Annotated in this window: 17 protein-coding genes; 11 read left to right on the top strand and 6 right to left on the bottom strand. The window is 61.2% G+C overall.

What is annotated here, in order from left to right; genetic code table 11:
• The first annotated feature begins 100 nt into the window (after nt 1-100).
• The 4 genes from AD663_RS16910 to AD663_RS16895 all read left to right on the top strand — a co-directional run bounded on the left by AD663_RS16910 (nt 101) and on the right by AD663_RS16895 (nt 3520).
• The gene (locus AD663_RS16910) at nt 101-535 is read left to right on the top strand and encodes a rhodanese-like domain-containing protein (RefSeq protein ID WP_003183079.1); all 435 of its coding nucleotides are present in this window, start codon (nt 101-103) and stop codon (nt 533-535) included.
• Between the two features lie 209 nt (nt 536-744).
• Nucleotides 745-1524, top strand: a complete 780-nt coding sequence (locus tag AD663_RS16905) for an ABC transporter substrate-binding protein (protein ID WP_003183077.1) — start codon at nt 745-747, stop codon at nt 1522-1524.
• A 102-nt stretch (nt 1525-1626) separates the two neighbouring features.
• Entirely contained in the window at nt 1627-2739 is a 1113-nt protein-coding gene (locus AD663_RS16900; protein ID WP_003183072.1) for a M14 family metallopeptidase, read from the top strand.
• A gap of 64 nt (nt 2740-2803) precedes the next feature.
• Complete coding sequence (locus AD663_RS16895; protein WP_003183069.1) at nt 2804-3520, top strand: alpha/beta hydrolase; 717 nt, start codon at nt 2804-2806, stop codon at nt 3518-3520.
• A gap of 163 nt (nt 3521-3683) precedes the next feature.
• Here AD663_RS16895 and AD663_RS16890 read toward each other — a convergent pair whose 3' ends face one another.
• Together AD663_RS16890 and AD663_RS16885 are read right to left on the bottom strand one after the other, a co-directional pair.
• Entirely contained in the window at nt 3684-4271 is a 588-nt protein-coding gene (locus tag AD663_RS16890) for a hypothetical protein (protein WP_003183067.1), read from the bottom strand.
• A gap of 181 nt (nt 4272-4452) precedes the next feature.
• A complete protein-coding gene (locus tag AD663_RS16885; protein ID WP_003183065.1) occupies nt 4453-5385 on the bottom strand; it encodes a LysR family transcriptional regulator in 933 nt (310 codons plus the stop codon).
• A 111-nt stretch (nt 5386-5496) separates the two neighbouring features.
• On the opposite strand from AD663_RS16885, the gene AD663_RS16880 reads away from it, so the two are divergent.
• Nucleotides 5497-5994 carry a DMT family transporter gene (locus AD663_RS16880; RefSeq protein ID WP_003183063.1) on the top strand — a complete coding sequence of 166 codons (498 nt, stop codon included), beginning with the start codon at nt 5497-5499 and terminating at the stop codon, nt 5992-5994.
• Nucleotides 5995-5996: 2 nt separating this feature from the next.
• Nucleotides 5997-6449 (top strand): DMT family transporter, encoded by a 453-nt coding sequence (locus tag AD663_RS16875; protein ID WP_033046129.1) that lies wholly within the window; start codon nt 5997-5999, stop codon nt 6447-6449.
• A 5-nt stretch (nt 6450-6454) separates the two neighbouring features.
• On the opposite strand, the gene AD663_RS16870 is transcribed toward AD663_RS16875, so the two are convergent.
• The 3 genes from AD663_RS16870 to AD663_RS16860 form a co-directional block, all read right to left on the bottom strand.
• Nucleotides 6455-6733, bottom strand: a complete 279-nt coding sequence (locus AD663_RS16870) for a hypothetical protein (RefSeq protein ID WP_003183059.1) — start codon at nt 6731-6733, stop codon at nt 6455-6457.
• Nucleotides 6734-6951: 218 nt separating this feature from the next.
• Nucleotides 6952-7977, bottom strand: coding sequence for a purine nucleoside permease (locus AD663_RS16865; RefSeq protein ID WP_053214194.1), 1026 nt, complete (start codon nt 7975-7977; stop codon nt 6952-6954).
• Between the two features lie 45 nt (nt 7978-8022).
• On the bottom strand, nt 8023-8973 hold the full coding sequence (locus tag AD663_RS16860; protein ID WP_003183053.1) for a nucleoside-specific channel-forming protein Tsx: 951 nt from the start codon (nt 8971-8973) through the stop codon (nt 8023-8025).
• Nucleotides 8974-9281: 308 nt separating this feature from the next.
• Between AD663_RS16860 and selD the strand changes: the two genes are divergently transcribed.
• Nucleotides 9282-10316 (top strand): selenide, water dikinase SelD, encoded by a 1035-nt coding sequence (selD, locus tag AD663_RS16855; protein WP_053214193.1) that lies wholly within the window; start codon nt 9282-9284, stop codon nt 10314-10316.
• Nucleotides 10316-11419, top strand: a complete 1104-nt coding sequence (gene mnmH / locus AD663_RS16850; RefSeq protein ID WP_053214298.1) for a tRNA 2-selenouridine(34) synthase MnmH — start codon at nt 10316-10318, stop codon at nt 11417-11419. Before selD ends, mnmH begins: the two co-directional genes overlap by 1 nt.
• 121 nt (nt 11420-11540) lie before the next feature.
• Here the strand turns inward: mnmH and AD663_RS16845 are convergent, their stop codons facing one another.
• Nucleotides 11541-12215, bottom strand: coding sequence for a hypothetical protein (locus AD663_RS16845; RefSeq protein WP_053214192.1), 675 nt, complete (start codon nt 12213-12215; stop codon nt 11541-11543).
• A 320-nt stretch (nt 12216-12535) separates the two neighbouring features.
• Here AD663_RS16845 and AD663_RS16840 point away from each other — a divergent pair, with 320 nt between their 5' ends.
• The 3 genes from AD663_RS16840 to hemB all read left to right on the top strand — a co-directional run bounded on the left by AD663_RS16840 (nt 12536) and on the right by hemB (nt 15176).
• Nucleotides 12536-13234, top strand: coding sequence for a glutathione S-transferase family protein (locus AD663_RS16840; protein ID WP_003183046.1), 699 nt, complete (start codon nt 12536-12538; stop codon nt 13232-13234).
• Entirely contained in the window at nt 13231-14088 is an 858-nt protein-coding gene (locus AD663_RS16835) for a PhzF family phenazine biosynthesis protein (RefSeq protein WP_256217224.1), read from the top strand. Before AD663_RS16840 ends, AD663_RS16835 begins: the two co-directional genes overlap by 4 nt.
• A gap of 113 nt (nt 14089-14201) precedes the next feature.
• Nucleotides 14202-15176: a porphobilinogen synthase gene (gene hemB, locus AD663_RS16830; protein ID WP_003183043.1), complete on the top strand. Its 975-nt coding sequence runs from the start codon at nt 14202-14204 to the stop codon at nt 15174-15176.
• The last annotated feature ends 244 nt before the right edge of the window (nt 15177-15420 follow it).

The following is a 15420-nucleotide window of genomic DNA, read 5'->3' as shown; positions in this document are numbered from 1 at the left end:
TTGTCGGAAAATTCCCACAGAGTGTCTTGTACGCCACTGTAGCGGTACGCCCCGGGCAGATAAAGTCTTCTTACGCCCCTTTATCCTGGAGTACACACCGATGACTAGTCTGGTTCGCGAAGTGCCTGCCGCACCGCCCGAAATTGCCTTGGAGCATTTCAGTCGTCGCCTGACGTTCGAAACCGATTGTTCCGACGTTCACGCCAGCCAACAGGCTGGTGACGTCGATTTTGTGCTGGTGGATGTGCGCGGGCCGCTGGCTTACGAGCGCGGGCATGTGCCCGGGGCGATCAATCTGCCCACCCGCACGCTCACCTTAGAGGCACTGGCTGCCTACCCCAAGACCACCTTGTTCGTGGTGTATTGCGCCGGTCCGCATTGCAATGGGGCGAACAAGGCGGCGGTGCGTCTGGCAACCTTGGGGTATCCGGTGAAGGAGATGATTGGTGGGGTCATGGGGTGGCTTGATGAGGGCTTTCGTCTGAACGGTCTGGTGGAGCGTGTGGCGGATCAGGCCATCCGTTGCGACTGCTGACTTGGTTTTTTAGTTCGTGTGTATATCCGTTACCGCAGCAACGGATATACACACAAACCAAGCTATTTTTATAACTAATTGTCGCCTCCACACAATTCCCCGCCTGAGTGCCCCTCTAGACTCCCGGCCACTTCGGTTCTTGCTGACCGAACGCTGCCTACGAATCTGCCAATCATTATCAATAAAAACCTGCGCACTCAGGAGCAAAAATGAAGAAGCTAGTCATGTTCGGTGCCTTGGCACTGTCCGTACTGTCCTTGTCGGTCATGGCCGAAGAAGCCAAGCCGATCCGCCTCGGGATCGAAGCCGGTTATCCACCTTTTTCGATGAAAACCCCCGACGGCAAGCTGACCGGTTTCGATGTCGATATCGGTGACGCGCTCTGTGAGCAGATGAAGGTCAAGTGCACCTGGGTCGAGCAGGAATTCGACGGTCTGATCCCGGCGCTGAAAGTGAAGAAAATCGACGCGATCCTGTCGTCCATGACCATCACCGACGACCGTAAGAAAAACGTCGATTTCAGCATCAAGTACTACCACACCCCAGCACGTTTCGTGATGAAGGAGGGCTCCGACGTCAAGGACCCGCTGACCGAACTCAAGGGCAAGAAAGTCGGTGTGCTGCGTGCCAGTACCCATGACCGTTTCGCCACCGAAGTGCTGGTGCCTGCGGGCATCAACCTGGTGCGCTACGGTTCCCAGCCAGAGGCGAACCTGGACATGGTCGCCGGGCGTCTCGACGCCATGCTGGCCGATTCGGTCACCCTGGATGAAGGCTTCTTGAAAACCGACACCGGCAAGGGTTTCGCCTTCGTGGGCCCGACCTATGAAGATGCGAAATACTTCGGTGGCGGCGCCGGCATTGCGGTGCGCAAGGGCGATCAGGCCCTGGCGGAGAAATTCAACGCCGCCATCACCGAGATCCGCGCCAACGGCACCTACAAGAAAGTGCAGGACAAATACTTCGCCTTTGATGTCTACGGGCATTAATCGTTGAGCCCAAGGTGGCCCGCCGTTGAACCGGTCGGCCACCTTTTTCATGGGCGAGTGTTTTACCCTGCGCCTATCGAAATACCGTCATCGGGAGTTTTCATGCAACGCATCGACCATACCCTGCCATGGAGTCACTTGGGCACCGAGCGCCGGCTCAGCGTGTTTCGCTACGGCCACGGCCCGCGCAAAGCCTACATCCAGGCCAGCCTGCACGCCGATGAGCTGCCGGGCATGCGCACCGCCTGGGAGCTGAAGCAGCGGCTCAACGACCTTGAGGCCCAAGGTTTGCTCAAAGGCGTGATCGAATTGGTGCCGGTGGCCAACCCCATCGGCCTGGACCAGCATGTGCAGAGCGCCCACATGGGGCGTTTCGAGCTGGGCAGCGGCAAGAATTTCAACCGTTCCTTCGTCGAACTCAGCGGCCCGGTGGCGCAGCGCATCGGTGCTCGTCTGGGTGACGACCCGGCCGCCAATACCACCTTGATTCGCCAGACCATGGCCGAAGTGCTCGATGAACTGCCGGCGCCACCGTCACAACTCGAGGCGCTGCATCGTCTGTTGCTGCGCCATGCGTGTGACGCCGATGTGACCCTGGACCTGCATTGCGATTTCGAGGCGGCGATTCATTTGTATGCCTTGCCGCAGCATTGGCCGCAGTGGCGTTCCCTGGCCGCACGGTTGAAGGCCGGCGTGGCGTTGTTGTGCGAAGACTCCGGGGGCAGTTCCTTCGATGAGTCTTGCTCCTCGCCCTGGCTACGTCTGGCGAAGGCCTTTCCCGAGGCTTCGATTCCCCCGGCCAACCTCGCGACGACCCTGGAGCTGGGCAGCATGGGCGATACCCGGGTCGAACAGGCCCAGGCCAACTGCGAAGCCATTCTCGGTTTCCTGGCCGAACAGGGTTTCATTGGCGGCGACTGGCCGTCTGCACCCGCGCAATGCTGCGAGGGTTTTCCATTCGAAGGCACTCAATACCTGTTCGCGCCGCACCATGGCGTAGTGAGCTTTCTGCGTGAGGCCGGTGAATGGGTGGAGCAGGGCGATGCGCTGTTCGAAGTGGTCGATCCCTTGAACGATCGGGTCACCACCGTTCGTGCCGGCACCAGCGGGGTGTTGTTCGCCCTGGATCGTGGGCGCTACACCCAGCCGGGCATCTGGCAGGCGAAAGTCGCCGGACGTGAACCTATTCGCGCGGGCAAACTGATCAACGACTGATAAGTGCTGTCTACCTCAGCGCACGGTCCTTGCCGTGCGGCTATCGAACGACGGAGGAAGATTGATGTTCAAAGCGCTCGCCCTGTTCCTGCTGCTGGTCTCGTCCGGGTTGCAGGCCCAACCCTCGCTGCACACCGATTTGCCGCTCAGCTATCTGGCCCAGGCCGATGAGCAAGCCAGGAATCGACCGCTGATAATCTTCCTGCACGGTTCCGGCAGCAACGAACAGGACCTGTTCGACCTCAAGGACGAACTGCCCGGGCATTACAACTACCTCTCGGTACGCGCGCCCAAGACCATGGAGCCGGGCCGCTATCAATGGTTTGCCAAGCAGGGTGATGGTGCCTATGACGGCGACACATCGGACCTGAAGGCCAGTGGTCAAATGCTGCTGGATTTCATCGAGAAGGCTCGCGCCAAGTACCCAACAGATGCGAGCAATGTCTACCTGGTGGGCTTCAGCCAGGGCGCGATGATGAGCTACGAAGTGGCCCTGCGACACCCCGAAGCCGTCGGCGGCATCGCTGCCATGGGCGGGCGTGTGCTTTCCGTGCTCCAGGCAGAACTGACCCCCGACGAGTCGCGGCGGGCATTGGCGGTGTTCATTGGCCACGGTACGGCCGACCCGATCATTCCTTACCACGACGGCGCCGAAGCCAACACGTTCTTGAAAACCCTGGCCCTGGAACCGGAATTCCATGCCTATCCAGGCGTCGGCCACACGATCAGCGCCCTGGAAGTCCAGGACCTGCGAGCCTGGCTGGAGCGACTCAATCCCTAGCTCATCCGGCATCGACGCAAACTGAACCAGCGCTATCGCGAGCAAGCTCGCTCCCACCGTTTTATCCGAGAAGTTCACCGCAAGAGGGACCTGCGCAAGCCCCTGTGGGAGCGGGCTTGTCCGCGATTTGGGGACCACGCGGTCCATCAGCCCACAGGCCTACTCACTTGCCGCTGGCGATCTGTTTGACCAAGGCTTCATGACCGGTCTTGTCGCTGGCCCGGGAAATGATCTGCACCACCGCCATGCGGGTGCCGGAGGCGGCCAGCAGCGTGGTATCCAAGGTCGGGCCGCCGCCCTGGGTGGCGCTGGTGTCGAGCTGGCGCAGGCCCAGGCCGGTGCCTTTCTGGGTCAGGCTTTTTTCGCTGAGGATCTTGGCGTCCGGCAAGGCTTTGCTTCGCTGGGCGGCGAAGTCCGCCATGGTCATGTCGAGAAACGCGCCGTCGTCATCCTTCACTGTGGCGCCGTTGATAATGAGGTTTTCGGCGGCGATTACCACGGTCCGGCTGGTGGCATTGCTGTACATCGTCCCCGTCGCTCCCGCTGTGCCCTGGGCCGCGTCACCGGCGGGCAACGGTGTCGCCGTGAAACCCTTGGGCAGGTTGAAAACGAACTTGCCCCCCAGCATCGAAACCTTCTGCGCCGGTGCTTCGGCGGCAGGTTTGGGCTGGGCCGCCTGGACAGGCACCACGGCCAGGCTGGCGATGGCCGTCAGCACCAGAGCGGCGGCGTGTTTACTCAACAATGACATGAAACTCTCCACGGATGGTCGCGCTTGGACGCCGATCATCCCACGGGCATTGTTATGGACTCCAGCGCCTTTCAGTTTCTATGCGCAGCGGTACAGGACGAATGGCAAGTGGCAATTACTCCTGTGGCGAGGGAGCTTGCGCCCGCTGGGTTGCGCCGCAGCCTCAAAGCCATTCACACCATCAGCGATCCCAGTACGGCACTTCGCCAAAACACTCGAGAAAGAAATCGATCACCGTGCGGACCTTCACCGACAGGCGCCGGCTGCCCGGCCAGAGAATGGCGATCTGCTGGGGTTCGAGGCTGTTGGACGCCTGGTAATCCTGCAGCACCGGAACCAGCGTGCCGTTGCGAACCGCTTCGCCGATCAGCCACGACGGAAACATCACCAGCCCCAGGCCTTGCTCCGCGGCCTGGGTCAGGGTGTCGGCGTGGTTGCCGGTGATCGGGCCCCTGACGCTGTAAGGCGTCCAGGCGTGGCCCGGGCGGCGGAAGAACCAACGCTGTTGGCCGGTCACACCTTTGTAGGCCAGGCACTGATGATGTGCCAGGTCCTGAGGCTTGAGTGGCGCGCCGTAGCGGGCCAGGTAGGTCGGGCTGGCCGCGATCTGGAAGCGATGAGGCGCCACGACCCGCGCCTGCATGCTTGAGTCGTGCAATGGGCCGATGCGAAACAGCAGGTCAGTGCCTTCGAGCAGCGGATCGACGTAGCTGTCGGTTTGCTGGATCTCCAATTGCAATTTCGGGTAACGCTCGCACAGCTGGCCCAGCCATGGCGCCAGATGGCGTTGGCCGAATACCACCGGGGCATTGATCCGCACCAGGCCGGACGGTTCGCTGTGCTGTTCCTGCAAGGCTTGTTCGGCTTCTTCCAACTGCACCAGCAACAGACGTGCGTGATGCCCCAACAGACGGCCGGCCTCGGTGGGGGACACGGCGCGGGTGTGGCGATAGAGCAACTGTTGGTTCAGCGCCTGCTCCATCAATTGGATCTGCCGGGAGATCGACGACGGGGCAAGGCCTTCGCGCCGGGCTACTTCGGAAAAACTGCCGTGGTCGAGCACCGCGACGAATAATCGCAGCGCCTTGAAGCCAAGTTCATTGAGGCCGTGCATGGCGGCGGTCCTGTGCGTATTGCGCAAAAGTGTTATCGCAATCCTCCCATTTATCGCACAGGGCCGCCAGCCGATAATGCCGGCCATTCTTTTCTGAACAGGTTCGGATTTATGCAGGCGTCTTCACTCAACGAGGCCGCGTCGGTGACGACAGCGTCCAAACCCCGGGCATTCTTGCGCTGGCTGTTGCTGCCCCTGGTCATCCTGGCCGGCATGGGCTTGTCGGTGGAGGCCGGCCTGCTGGGGCCGCTCGGGGGCCAGGTCGGTCATTTGTGGGCCACCCTGAGTATCTTCGGGGTCGGTTCGGCGATTCTGTTCCTGCTGTTGCTGTTCAGCGGCCGCCAGCAAGGCCCGGCCTTGAATGAACTGCCGCGCTGGCAACTGATCGGCGGCTTCCTCGGACCGATCTATGTGGTCGTGCTCACGCTCGCCACGCCGCACATTGGCATCGCCATGACGATGATCGCGATTCTTTCCGGCCAGGTCGGCAAAAGCGTGCTGATCGATCATTTCGGCTGGTTCGGTGCCACCCGCAAGCGCGTCAATGGCGAGCGCTGGCTGGCATTAGCGCTGATTGTCGTCGCCCTTGTCCTGATTGCCCGAGGTTGAATATGAGTCTGTTTCTTTTGTTGCTGGTGGTCGTCGTTGCCGGCGCGGTGTTGAGCGTGCAGGCGGCCATCAATGGGCGCTTAGGCCAGACCGTGGGTGTGCTGCGCAGCAGTTTGCTGACGTTTACGGTGGGCACGGTCATCACCGGGTTGCTGATCGTGTTTTTTGAACCGGCCCACGCAGTCAGCCTGTTGGACGTGCCGAAATGGCAGCTCAGCGGCGCGTTGTTCGGGGTCGTTTACATGATTGTCATGGTGGGAGCGGTACCCAGGGTTGGCACAGCCGTGGCGACAGTGGCGGTGATTATCGGGCAACTGGGCATGGGCATGCTGATCGACAACTTCGGCTGGCTGGGCAATCCGGCCATCGAGCTGTCCGCCAGCCGGATCCTGGCCATGGCCTGCCTGGCACTGGCGCTGGTGTTCATGTACCGCAGCAGTGTGCGTCAGGACTGAACGCCTCAGTCGGGTTCCACTTCCAGTTGCAGGCTGTCATCAGCCAGGCGCTCGGTTCGCCGGACAATGCCGCTGACACGTCGGCCTTCGGCGCTGAACACGACGATCTGGGCTTTATCCAGATCCACGGGCATCGGCGGGCGCACATGCAAGGCGAACCATGGCGGCTCGCCGTCATCGAGGCGCTTGACATCGAACTGGCAATCGACACTTTTGGTCTCGCGACCGAACAGCGTGTCGAGACCGTAGTCAAGGTGGGTGCTGTCGGCAGGGGCGACGGGCATCGGCAGTCTCCTGGGTGGGTGCGCAAGGTTGATGTTCAAGTGATCCCGCCTGGGGCTGAAAATTCCATTGGCTGATCCGTTGAGAACGGCCCCGCCGTTCAGCTCGGCAGACTGTGTGGCGAGGGAGCTTGCTCCCGCTGGGCTGCGAAGCGGCCCCTGGCTTTTTTGCGACTGCTGCGCACCCGAGCGGGAGCAAGCTCGCGCGCCACGACGAGAAATCAGTGCCCGGGCACGCCGTTTTGCCATGCCGACCAATGCTTCACGATGTCCTGCACCAGCGGATTACCGGTGCGAAACAGATTCTCCAAAGCCGGAACGAACGCGCCCTGGTCAGCGTATTTGAGCAAGTTGTCCACTTCATTGCCGCCAGGCTCGGGACGATCGAAGTCGGATCCGGCCCGCAGCACCGCCAACCGATTGATGTCTACCCGGCCTTCGCGACTGGCCCGCAGCAAGGCTTCGTAGGTGGAGTTGTCCTCCTGTTGGGTCGTGCAATAAACGCCTTTGTTGTCGGTGAGCAGGCGGGTCCAGACTTCGGCGCGCTCGCTCAGGCGCGTACCGGAGAACCAGGTGTTGCCGGCCACGGTGTCGCAGCGCGTGACCACCGGCGGCTGGTTCGCCGGCGCATACGGATACTTCAAGCGCCAGGCCGCCGATTCCTTGCTTTCGGCCAAGGTCACTTTGTGGCTGAGGGCAAAGGCCTTGGCTTGCAACGCCGGGTTGAGCTCGAAGACTTCGGTCTTGTAGTCCAGTGGCGGTTTTTCGTTCGGCCCCTTGGTGTTGATGCCCAGGTAGCCGGTAGGCCAATCCTTGGGCGCATCCCGCGAATCCAGTTCCCATTGTGTGCCGAACTCCACCAGGTAGTGGGCCCAGGCGGCAGTGCCGAGGGTGCCGTGGTGCGGGTTGATGCCGGCGATCCCGGCCACCAGGAAATAGCTTTTACGCAGGTCGACGGTTGGCGAAAGCGCCAGCGCCAATGTCGAGGCCGCAGCGTTGGTCTGGCCCATGCCGGTGATCAGCAGGCAGACCCGCTCGGCATTGCAGTGGATATTCGGATACTCGGCGGACAGGCCCGGCACGCGGATTTGCTCCTTGAGCCCCAGGCGTTCGATCCAGTTCTGCGCCTCGGGCGCAAACATCGTGATCAACATGACTTTGGGTTGCGGCGGCGGTGCCGCTCCGGCAGCCGAGCAGAAGAGGGCGGCGCTGGCCAGGCCGACGGAAATGGACAGGCGATTGATCATGTGTTCGTGACCTCCATGGATAGGGAACGGTGTGTGAGCGATGGGTCAGAATTGGTAGCCGACGCCGGCGTAGTATCCCCAACCATCGGAGCGGGCACGGAAGTTGCCATCGCCAAAGTTGAGTTCGCTGCCGTCCTGCCAATTGCCGCCGTTGTGAAAGTAGCGGCCCACCAGCGTAAAGCGCAGGTGCGTGAAGGAATAGAGCAATACGTTGGTCGCGACCGTAGCGTTGGCAGTGCGGGCCGGGTTGTCCTTGTGCAGGTCCGAACCGAAGTCGAAGTTGGTGAAGCCAATGTACGTCAGCGAAGCACCGTTGCTGAACTGGCTGATCGGCACGATGTATTTGAGCTGCGCGCGGTAGCCGTCCCAAGCGTACTCATTGCTGGCGCCATAGTTTTCCCATTGATAACGGCCGTAGAAGTTGGCCGACAGATTGACCCTCGAATGAGTGTCGATGTCGGTCCCCAGGCCGCTATACAAGGTGTTGCCGCGGTTGGCGCTGTTGCTGCCGTGATCGTAGATCCAATCGAACGCTACATACCATTCCTTGAACGGCCCGATGGCCAGGCTGCGGCCGGCCAGATAGTCGATGGAAATTCGCGGCTCATGCTCCATGAACACGGGCGAGCCATGGTCCCATACCCCTTTGTCGTGGCTGTTGCCGATATCGAAAATCTTCGGGATATCGACGTAGCCATACAGCTCGAAAGGCCCTTTGCGCCCGAAGTATTCGTATTCCAGGTAAACATCATCGACCGGCCGCGGGCCGAAACTGATGTCCTTGCTGCCGATGATCGTCAGGTCCTGGTTGTACCAGTCCGACAGATAAGCGCCTTGTTTCGATGGGGTGGCTCTGGGGCTGAGGGCTTCGCCCTGGGCGGACTCTTCGGTCGTTTGGGCTTGGGCTCCAATGCTGTGTAGTCCAGTAACGGCGGCCAGTAGCAGGGAGGTTGCGAAAACGCCGAATGAGGCGCAACACCTGGAAGTGAAGTGCATGGAAAGTCCTTATTCATACGGGGCGAACCCCGTGTTCCTTGGGCGAAGAAAATAACGTCGATCAGGCGGTCCCAATCGGTTGCGCAAACGTTTGTATATCTCGTACCAATTCATTTGAGAGCCTTGAAAAGCCAAGGTTATTGGTTATTTTCCTGTCCTTTTGGTCAGACAGCGCGCACCTCGGTGTCTCGCGGTGCCTTGCAGAAGCACCAAAGGGCGGCAGGGAGAGGGATGTGGCGCCCGGTGGGGCACTGAAGCGTGGGTGTTGCTGGTAGAATCGCTCCCCTTGACTTACGAGAGGTATGCCCATGAGCGAGCCGATTCGCCTGACCCAGTACAGCCACGGCGCCGGTTGCGGCTGCAAGATTTCGCCCCAGGTGCTGGAGGTGATCCTGGCCGGCAGCGGTGCGCAGAACCTTGATCCGAAACTGTGGGTCGGCAACGCTTCCCGGGACGACGCCGCGGTCTACGCCATCGATGACGAGCGCGGCGTGGTCTCGACCACGGATTTTTTCATGCCGATTGTCGACGATCCGTTCGATTTCGGCCGCATCGCCGCCACCAATGCCATCAGCGACATCTACGCCATGGGCGGCGATCCGCTGATGGCCATTGCGATTCTCGGCTGGCCCGTCAACGTACTCGCTCCGGAGATCGCTCGGGAAGTGATTCGCGGCGGTCGTTCGGTGTGTGACGAGGCCGGCATTCCCTTGGCTGGCGGGCATTCGATCGATGCGCCTGAGCCGATTTTCGGCCTGGCGGTCACTGGCCTGGTGCATAAGCGCCACATGAAACGCAACGACACCGCCACCGCCGGCTGCCGTCTGTACCTGACCAAGCCGCTGGGCATCGGCATCCTGACCACCGCCGAAAAGAAGGGCAAGTTGCGCGCCGCCGATGTCGGCCTGGCCCGTGACTGGATGTGCACGCTGAACAAGCCCGGCAGCCGCTTTGGCAAGCTCGACGGTGTGACGGCGATGACCGACGTCACCGGTTTTGGCCTGCTCGGGCATCTGGTCGAAATGGCCGACGGCAGCCAATTGACCGCACGCATTCGTTACGACGCGGTGCCGCGTCTGCCGGGCGTCGAGTATTACCTTGACCAGGGCTGTGTGCCGGGCGGCACGCTGCGCAATTTCGACAGCTACGCGAGCAAGGTCGGTCGTGTCCAGGAGCTGCACAAGCGCGTCCTGTGCGATCCACAGACCAGCGGCGGATTGCTGGTTGCCGTCACTGCCCAAGGCGAGGAAGAGTTCCTGCGGGTGGCCGTTGAGCTTGGCCTTGCATTGGAGCCCATTGGCGAACTGGTTGAGCGACAGACCCACGCGGTCGAGGTGTCATGATGCCCCGTGACATCACCGATTACCGCGACATCTTCCTCAACGACCGGCCGATGATGGATACCCGCGCGCCGGTCGAATTTCTCAAGGGCGCATTCCCCGGCGTGGTCAACTTGCCCTTGATGACCGACCTCGAACGGCAACGCGTCGGCACCTGCTACAAACAGCAGGGCCAGCAAGCGGCCATCGTTCTCGGCCATCAACTGGTGTCCGGCGAGATCAAGGCGCATCGCATCCAGGCCTGGGCCGAATTCGCGCAAACCCATCCTGACGGCGTGTTGTACTGCTTTCGCGGTGGCTTGCGTTCGCAGATCGTCCAGCAGTGGCTCAAGGACGAAGCGGGCATCGACTACCCCAGGGTTGGTGGCGGCTACAAGGCCATGCGCACCTTCCTGCTCGACACTGTCGAGCGAGCGACCACCGAATGCGACCTGGTGTTGCTGGGCGGAATGACTGGCACCGGCAAGACCGAGGTGCTGAGCCAACTGGACAATGGCCTGGACCTGGAAGGCTATGCCAATCATCGCGGTTCAAGCTTCGGCAAACGCGCCACCGGCCAGCCTTCGAACATCGACTTTGAAAACCGACTGGCGGTAGACATGCTGAAAAAGCGCGCCGCCGGTATCGAACAATTCGTCCTCGAAGACGAAAGCCGCATGGTCGGCAGTTGCGCCTTGCCGCTGCCGCTGTTCCAGCGTATGCAGCAGGTTCCGATGGTCTGGCTGGAAGACAGCCTGGCGCAGCGAGTCGAGCGAATCCTGCGTGATTACGTGATCGACCTCTGTGCCGAGTTTGTCGCTGTGCATGGCGAGGAAGGTTTCGCGCTGTTTTCCGAGCGTCTGCTGGCGAGTCTGAACAACATCCACAAGCGCTTGGGCGGTGACCGTCACCGGCGTTTGCTGGCTATTTTGGAAGCAGCCCTGATCGAACAGGCCAACACCGGCGCCGTCGACTTGCATCGCGGCTGGATCGAAGGCCTGCTGTGTGAATACTACGACCCGATGTACGTGTTCCAGCGGGAAAAGAAGGGCTTGCGGATCGAGTTCGCGGGGGAGCGGGCGGCGGTGCTCGACTATCTGCGTGAGCGAGCGCTTCGCGGCGTGTGATTAGGCTGAATCAATGTGGGAGCGAGCTTGCTCGCGAAAGCGGAACATCAGTCAGCATCGTCGGCGGCTGATCCGCCGCTTTCGCGGGCAAGCCCCACAAAGGCAGGGAGCCAGCGAACGGTCAGGTCGGACAGGCTTCCTTGCCGTTGTCCAGGCCTTGCTTGTAGCTCTGGCTCCTGAGGCTGGCCTTGCCGTTGTGCCAGGTCAGGGTCAGCACGTACAGCGAATCGAAATCCCCTGATGCCCAATCATCGGTGATGGTCTGCTTCTTACCCACGGCCTCGCCGGCGACCTTGTTGATCAGCTCCGGCAGGTAGCCATGGGACCAGGCGGTATAGATCGTGGCGTTGTGGTACTTGTCATGCAGCAGCTCATCGGCCAGTTCGCTGGTGTCGTTGGCCGAATAATTGATATTCACCGGCAACCCGAGCTTGATGGCGCTGGGGCTGATGGTCATCAGCGGGCGAATGTAGCTGTAGGAGTTGTCCTTCTCGCCTTCCTCGACGTTGCGGGTAGGGTTGGCGGCGAACACGTAGTCGGCCTTGCCGAATCTTTCCGGCAGCAGGGTCGCCAGGTCAATGGCGCGGTTCAGGCCCTGGCAGTTGAGTTGGCCTAGGCCACCGGCGGGTTTCTCGGCATGGCGCAGGAACACCAGGGTCTGCACGCCGTCGGCGGGTTGGGCGCGACTGACGCTCGACTCCAGGGACAGCACCAAACCACAGACAACCAGCAGCGTCGGCAGCATCAGCCACGAACGGTGTTTGAAACGTCTGGCGAAATTCAGTGGGTTCATCATCGAATAAATATTCTTCAGCACTCGTGAGTCAGGCTGACAAACCTTGGCACCGCAAGGCTTTTGACCTCGGGTGTTTTCCCTGTCATGACGCCGCTTCGATTCCTCGGGGCATTGCTCAGAGTCTCCTGAGGCCCTTTGGTTCGATCCCGGCCGAATGCGCCGCACTGTAGCGGCCTCTCTCGGGGGATGGGACGAACCTTAGCGACAAGATGTTGCGAAATTAAGAATGGCCGATGTGAATCCCATGACGCGTCGCTGATGCCGCCGTGCGAATCTTGGATTATCCTCGGGCCTTTCCTTTATTTTTCGAGCTGACACCCATGCCCGACCTGACCCCGTTCCCCATCACCCAGAAATGGCCCGCCCAATACCCTGAGTGGATCCAGCTCTACTCCCTGCCAACGCCCAACGGGGTGAAAGTCTCGATCATGCTGGAAGAGACCGGCCTGCCCTACGAACCCCACAAAGTGGACTTCGGCAGTAACGACCAGTTGTCCCCCGAGTTCCTTTCCCTGAACCCCAACAACAAGATTCCGGCGATTCTCGACCCCCATGGTCCGGGCGATCAGCCGTTGGCGTTGTTCGAGTCGGGGGCGATCCTGATCTACCTGGCGGACAAGAGCGGCCAATTGCTGGCCCAGGAGTCGGCGGCGCGCTACGAGACGATCCAATGGCTGATGTTCCAGATGGGTGGGATCGGGCCGATGTTCGGGCAGTTGGGATTCTTCAACAAGTTCGCCGGCAAGGACTACGAAGACAAGCGCCCTCGCGATCGTTACGTCGAGGAAAGCAAGCGCCTGCTCAAAGTGCTGGAAGGGCGCCTGCAAGGGCGGGACTGGATCATGGGCGAGCGCTACACCATCGCCGATATCGCCACGTTTCCGTGGGTGCGCAACCTGATCGGCTTTTATGAGGCCGGTGATTTGGTCGGCATCCAGAACTTCCCCAATGTGACGCGGGTGCTGGAGCGCTTCCTGGCCCGACCGGCCGTGGCGCGTGGTTTGAAGATCCCGGAATGAACAAATCCATGGCCGGCCGATTCGATTTCAAGCAACTGGATGTGTTCAGCGAAGTGCCCCTCAAGGGCAACCCTCTGGCGGTGGTGCTCGGCGCCGATGGGATCAGCGACGAAGGTATGGTCGCCTTCGCCAACTGGACCAATCTCAGCGAAACGACTTTTCTGCTGGCGCCGCGACATCCGCAAGCCGATTACCGGGTGCGCATCTTCACCACGTCGACCGAATTGCCCTTCGCCGGCCATCCGACGTTGGGCAGTTGCCACGCGTGGCTTGAAGCCGGGGGCGTGCCGAAAGGGCAGGAGATCGTGCAGGAATGTGGCGTCGGCCTGGTCAGAATCCGCCGCAGCGAACACGGATTGGCGTTTCTTGCGCCGCCCTTGCTCAAATCCGGTCCGCTTGCGGCCGATCTGCTGGAGCGGGTGCGCCAGGGGCTAGGGCTTGCGCCCGAGGCGATTGTCGACGCGCAATGGGTCGATAACGGCGCCGGTTGGTTGGCCTTGATGCTCAAGGATCGCCAGCAGGTGTTGACGCTCAAGCCTGATTATCACCAGTTGCTGGATCTGGCCGTGGGCGTGATTGCGCCTTGGGACCCGGTGGTGGATGGCGATGAGGCGCATTTTGAAGTGCGCGGTTTCATTGCCGGAGATGGCATGCCGGAGGATCCCGCGACCGGCAGCCTGAATGCCGGGCTTGCGCAATGGATGCTGGCCAAGGGCTTGGCGCCGACGTCCTACGTGGTCAGCCAGGGGCTGACGATGGGCCGGGCCGGGCGCATTCATGTCGAGCAATTGGGCGATGACGTTTGGATTGGCGGCGCGGTGGTGACGTGCATCAATGGCTCGCTGAGCTTGTGAGGCGATTATTGCTCGCCGGGTAACACTCTGTTTTCCCGCCGGTGTTTGTGCCCTGGCCAGCCAGGGCATAAGCTTTGCCCCTGTGATCGAACACCTATTTGCCCAGGAGTCCCATGTCCAGCCAGTTCCCCGATGCACGTCCACGCCGTCTACGCCGCAATGCCAGCCTGCGCAGCCTGTTCCAAGAAACCGAGTTCACCTTGAACGACCTGGTGCTGCCGATTTTCGTCGAAGAAGAAATTGATGATTTCGTGCCGATCAAGAGCATGCCGGGCGTGGTACGCATTCCCGAAGCGAAACTGGCCAGTGAAATCGAGCGCTATGCCCGTGCCGGCATCAAGTCGGTGATGACCTTCGGTGTGTCGCATCATTTGGACAGCGACGGCAGCGACACCTGGAGCGAGCGCGGCCTGGTGTCGCGCATGGCCGGGATCTGCAAGGATGCGGTGCCGGAAATGGTCGTGATGTCCGACACCTGCTTCTGTGAATACACCGATCATGGCCATTGCGGCGTGTTGCACGGGCACGAAGTGGACAACGATCGGACCTTGATCAACCTGGGCAAGCAAGCCGTGGCGGCAGCCCGTGCCGGTGCCGACGTGATCGCGCCGTCTGCGGCCATGGACGGACAGGTCCAGGCCATTCGCAAGGCCCTGGACGAGGCCGGTTTCAGCCAGACTGCAATCATGGCCTATTCCACCAAGTTCGCCTCGGCGCTCTACGGCCCGTTCCGCGAGGCTGGCGGCAGCGCCTTGAAGGGCGACCGCAAGAGCTACCAGATGAACCCGATGAACCGCCGCGAAGCACTGCGCGAATCCTTGCTCGACGAGCAGGAAGGCGCCGATGCGCTGATGGTCAAGCCGGCCGGTGCCTACCTCGATATCATCCGCGACATCCGCCAGGCCTCGAACCTGCCGCTGTCGGCCTACCAGGTCAGCGGCGAATACGCGATGATCAAATTCGCCGCCCAGGCAGGCGCCATCGACGAAGCCCGCGTGGTACGCGAGAGCTTGGGGGCGATCAAACGGGCTGGTGCAGACCTGATCTTCACCTACTTCGCAATGGATCTGGCGCTGAGCGGAATCTGACCCACCGCACTCACCACACGGGTTCCTGGGGTACACGCTGCAATCGCAATCACCACAAATCCCCTGTGGGAGCGAGCTTGCTCGCGAAAGCGGTGGGTCAGTTTGCATCTATGTCGGATGTGCTGGCGCCATCGCGAGCAAGCTCGCACACAGGGGACTGCGGGGGTTATCGAATCGGTTTTACTTCCAGAATATTTGTTGCTCTGCGCGACGGAACATAGCCCGTGTCCGTTTTTGATCGTAT

It is taken from the genome of Pseudomonas sp. Q12-87, from assembly GCF_001269755.1.
GTDB lineage: Bacteria > Pseudomonadota > Gammaproteobacteria > Pseudomonadales > Pseudomonadaceae > Aquipseudomonas > Aquipseudomonas fluorescens_S.
This window is presented reverse-complemented; position numbering and strand designations above follow the sequence as displayed.

Excerpts from the sequence above, each read along its gene's own strand:
- AD663_RS16910 (WP_003183079.1), top strand. The coding sequence starts at position 101 with ATGACTAGTCTGGTTCGCGAAGTGCCTGCCGCACCGCCCGAAATTGCC.
- AD663_RS16905 (WP_003183077.1), top strand. The coding sequence starts at position 745 with ATGAAGAAGCTAGTCATGTTCGGTGCCTTGGCACTGTCCGTACTGTCC.
- AD663_RS16900 (WP_003183072.1), top strand. The coding sequence starts at position 1,627 with ATGCAACGCATCGACCATACCCTGCCATGGAGTCACTTGGGCACCGAG.
- AD663_RS16895 (WP_003183069.1), top strand. The coding sequence starts at position 2,804 with ATGTTCAAAGCGCTCGCCCTGTTCCTGCTGCTGGTCTCGTCCGGGTTG.
- AD663_RS16890 (WP_003183067.1), bottom strand. The coding sequence starts at position 4,271 with ATGTCATTGTTGAGTAAACACGCCGCCGCTCTGGTGCTGACGGCCATC.
- AD663_RS16885 (WP_003183065.1), bottom strand. The coding sequence starts at position 5,385 with ATGCACGGCCTCAATGAACTTGGCTTCAAGGCGCTGCGATTATTCGTC.
- AD663_RS16880 (WP_003183063.1), top strand. The coding sequence starts at position 5,497 with ATGCAGGCGTCTTCACTCAACGAGGCCGCGTCGGTGACGACAGCGTCC.
- AD663_RS16875 (WP_033046129.1), top strand. The coding sequence starts at position 5,997 with ATGAGTCTGTTTCTTTTGTTGCTGGTGGTCGTCGTTGCCGGCGCGGTG.
- AD663_RS16870 (WP_003183059.1), bottom strand. The coding sequence starts at position 6,733 with ATGCCCGTCGCCCCTGCCGACAGCACCCACCTTGACTACGGTCTCGAC.
- AD663_RS16865 (WP_053214194.1), bottom strand. The coding sequence starts at position 7,977 with ATGATCAATCGCCTGTCCATTTCCGTCGGCCTGGCCAGCGCCGCCCTC.
- AD663_RS16860 (WP_003183053.1), bottom strand. The coding sequence starts at position 8,973 with ATGCACTTCACTTCCAGGTGTTGCGCCTCATTCGGCGTTTTCGCAACC.
- selD (WP_053214193.1), top strand. The coding sequence starts at position 9,282 with ATGAGCGAGCCGATTCGCCTGACCCAGTACAGCCACGGCGCCGGTTGC.
- mnmH (WP_053214298.1), top strand. The coding sequence starts at position 10,316 with ATGCCCCGTGACATCACCGATTACCGCGACATCTTCCTCAACGACCGG.
- AD663_RS16845 (WP_053214192.1), bottom strand. The coding sequence starts at position 12,215 with ATGATGAACCCACTGAATTTCGCCAGACGTTTCAAACACCGTTCGTGG.
- AD663_RS16840 (WP_003183046.1), top strand. The coding sequence starts at position 12,536 with ATGCCCGACCTGACCCCGTTCCCCATCACCCAGAAATGGCCCGCCCAA.
- AD663_RS16835 (WP_256217224.1), top strand. The coding sequence starts at position 13,231 with ATGAACAAATCCATGGCCGGCCGATTCGATTTCAAGCAACTGGATGTG.
- hemB (WP_003183043.1), top strand. The coding sequence starts at position 14,202 with ATGTCCAGCCAGTTCCCCGATGCACGTCCACGCCGTCTACGCCGCAAT.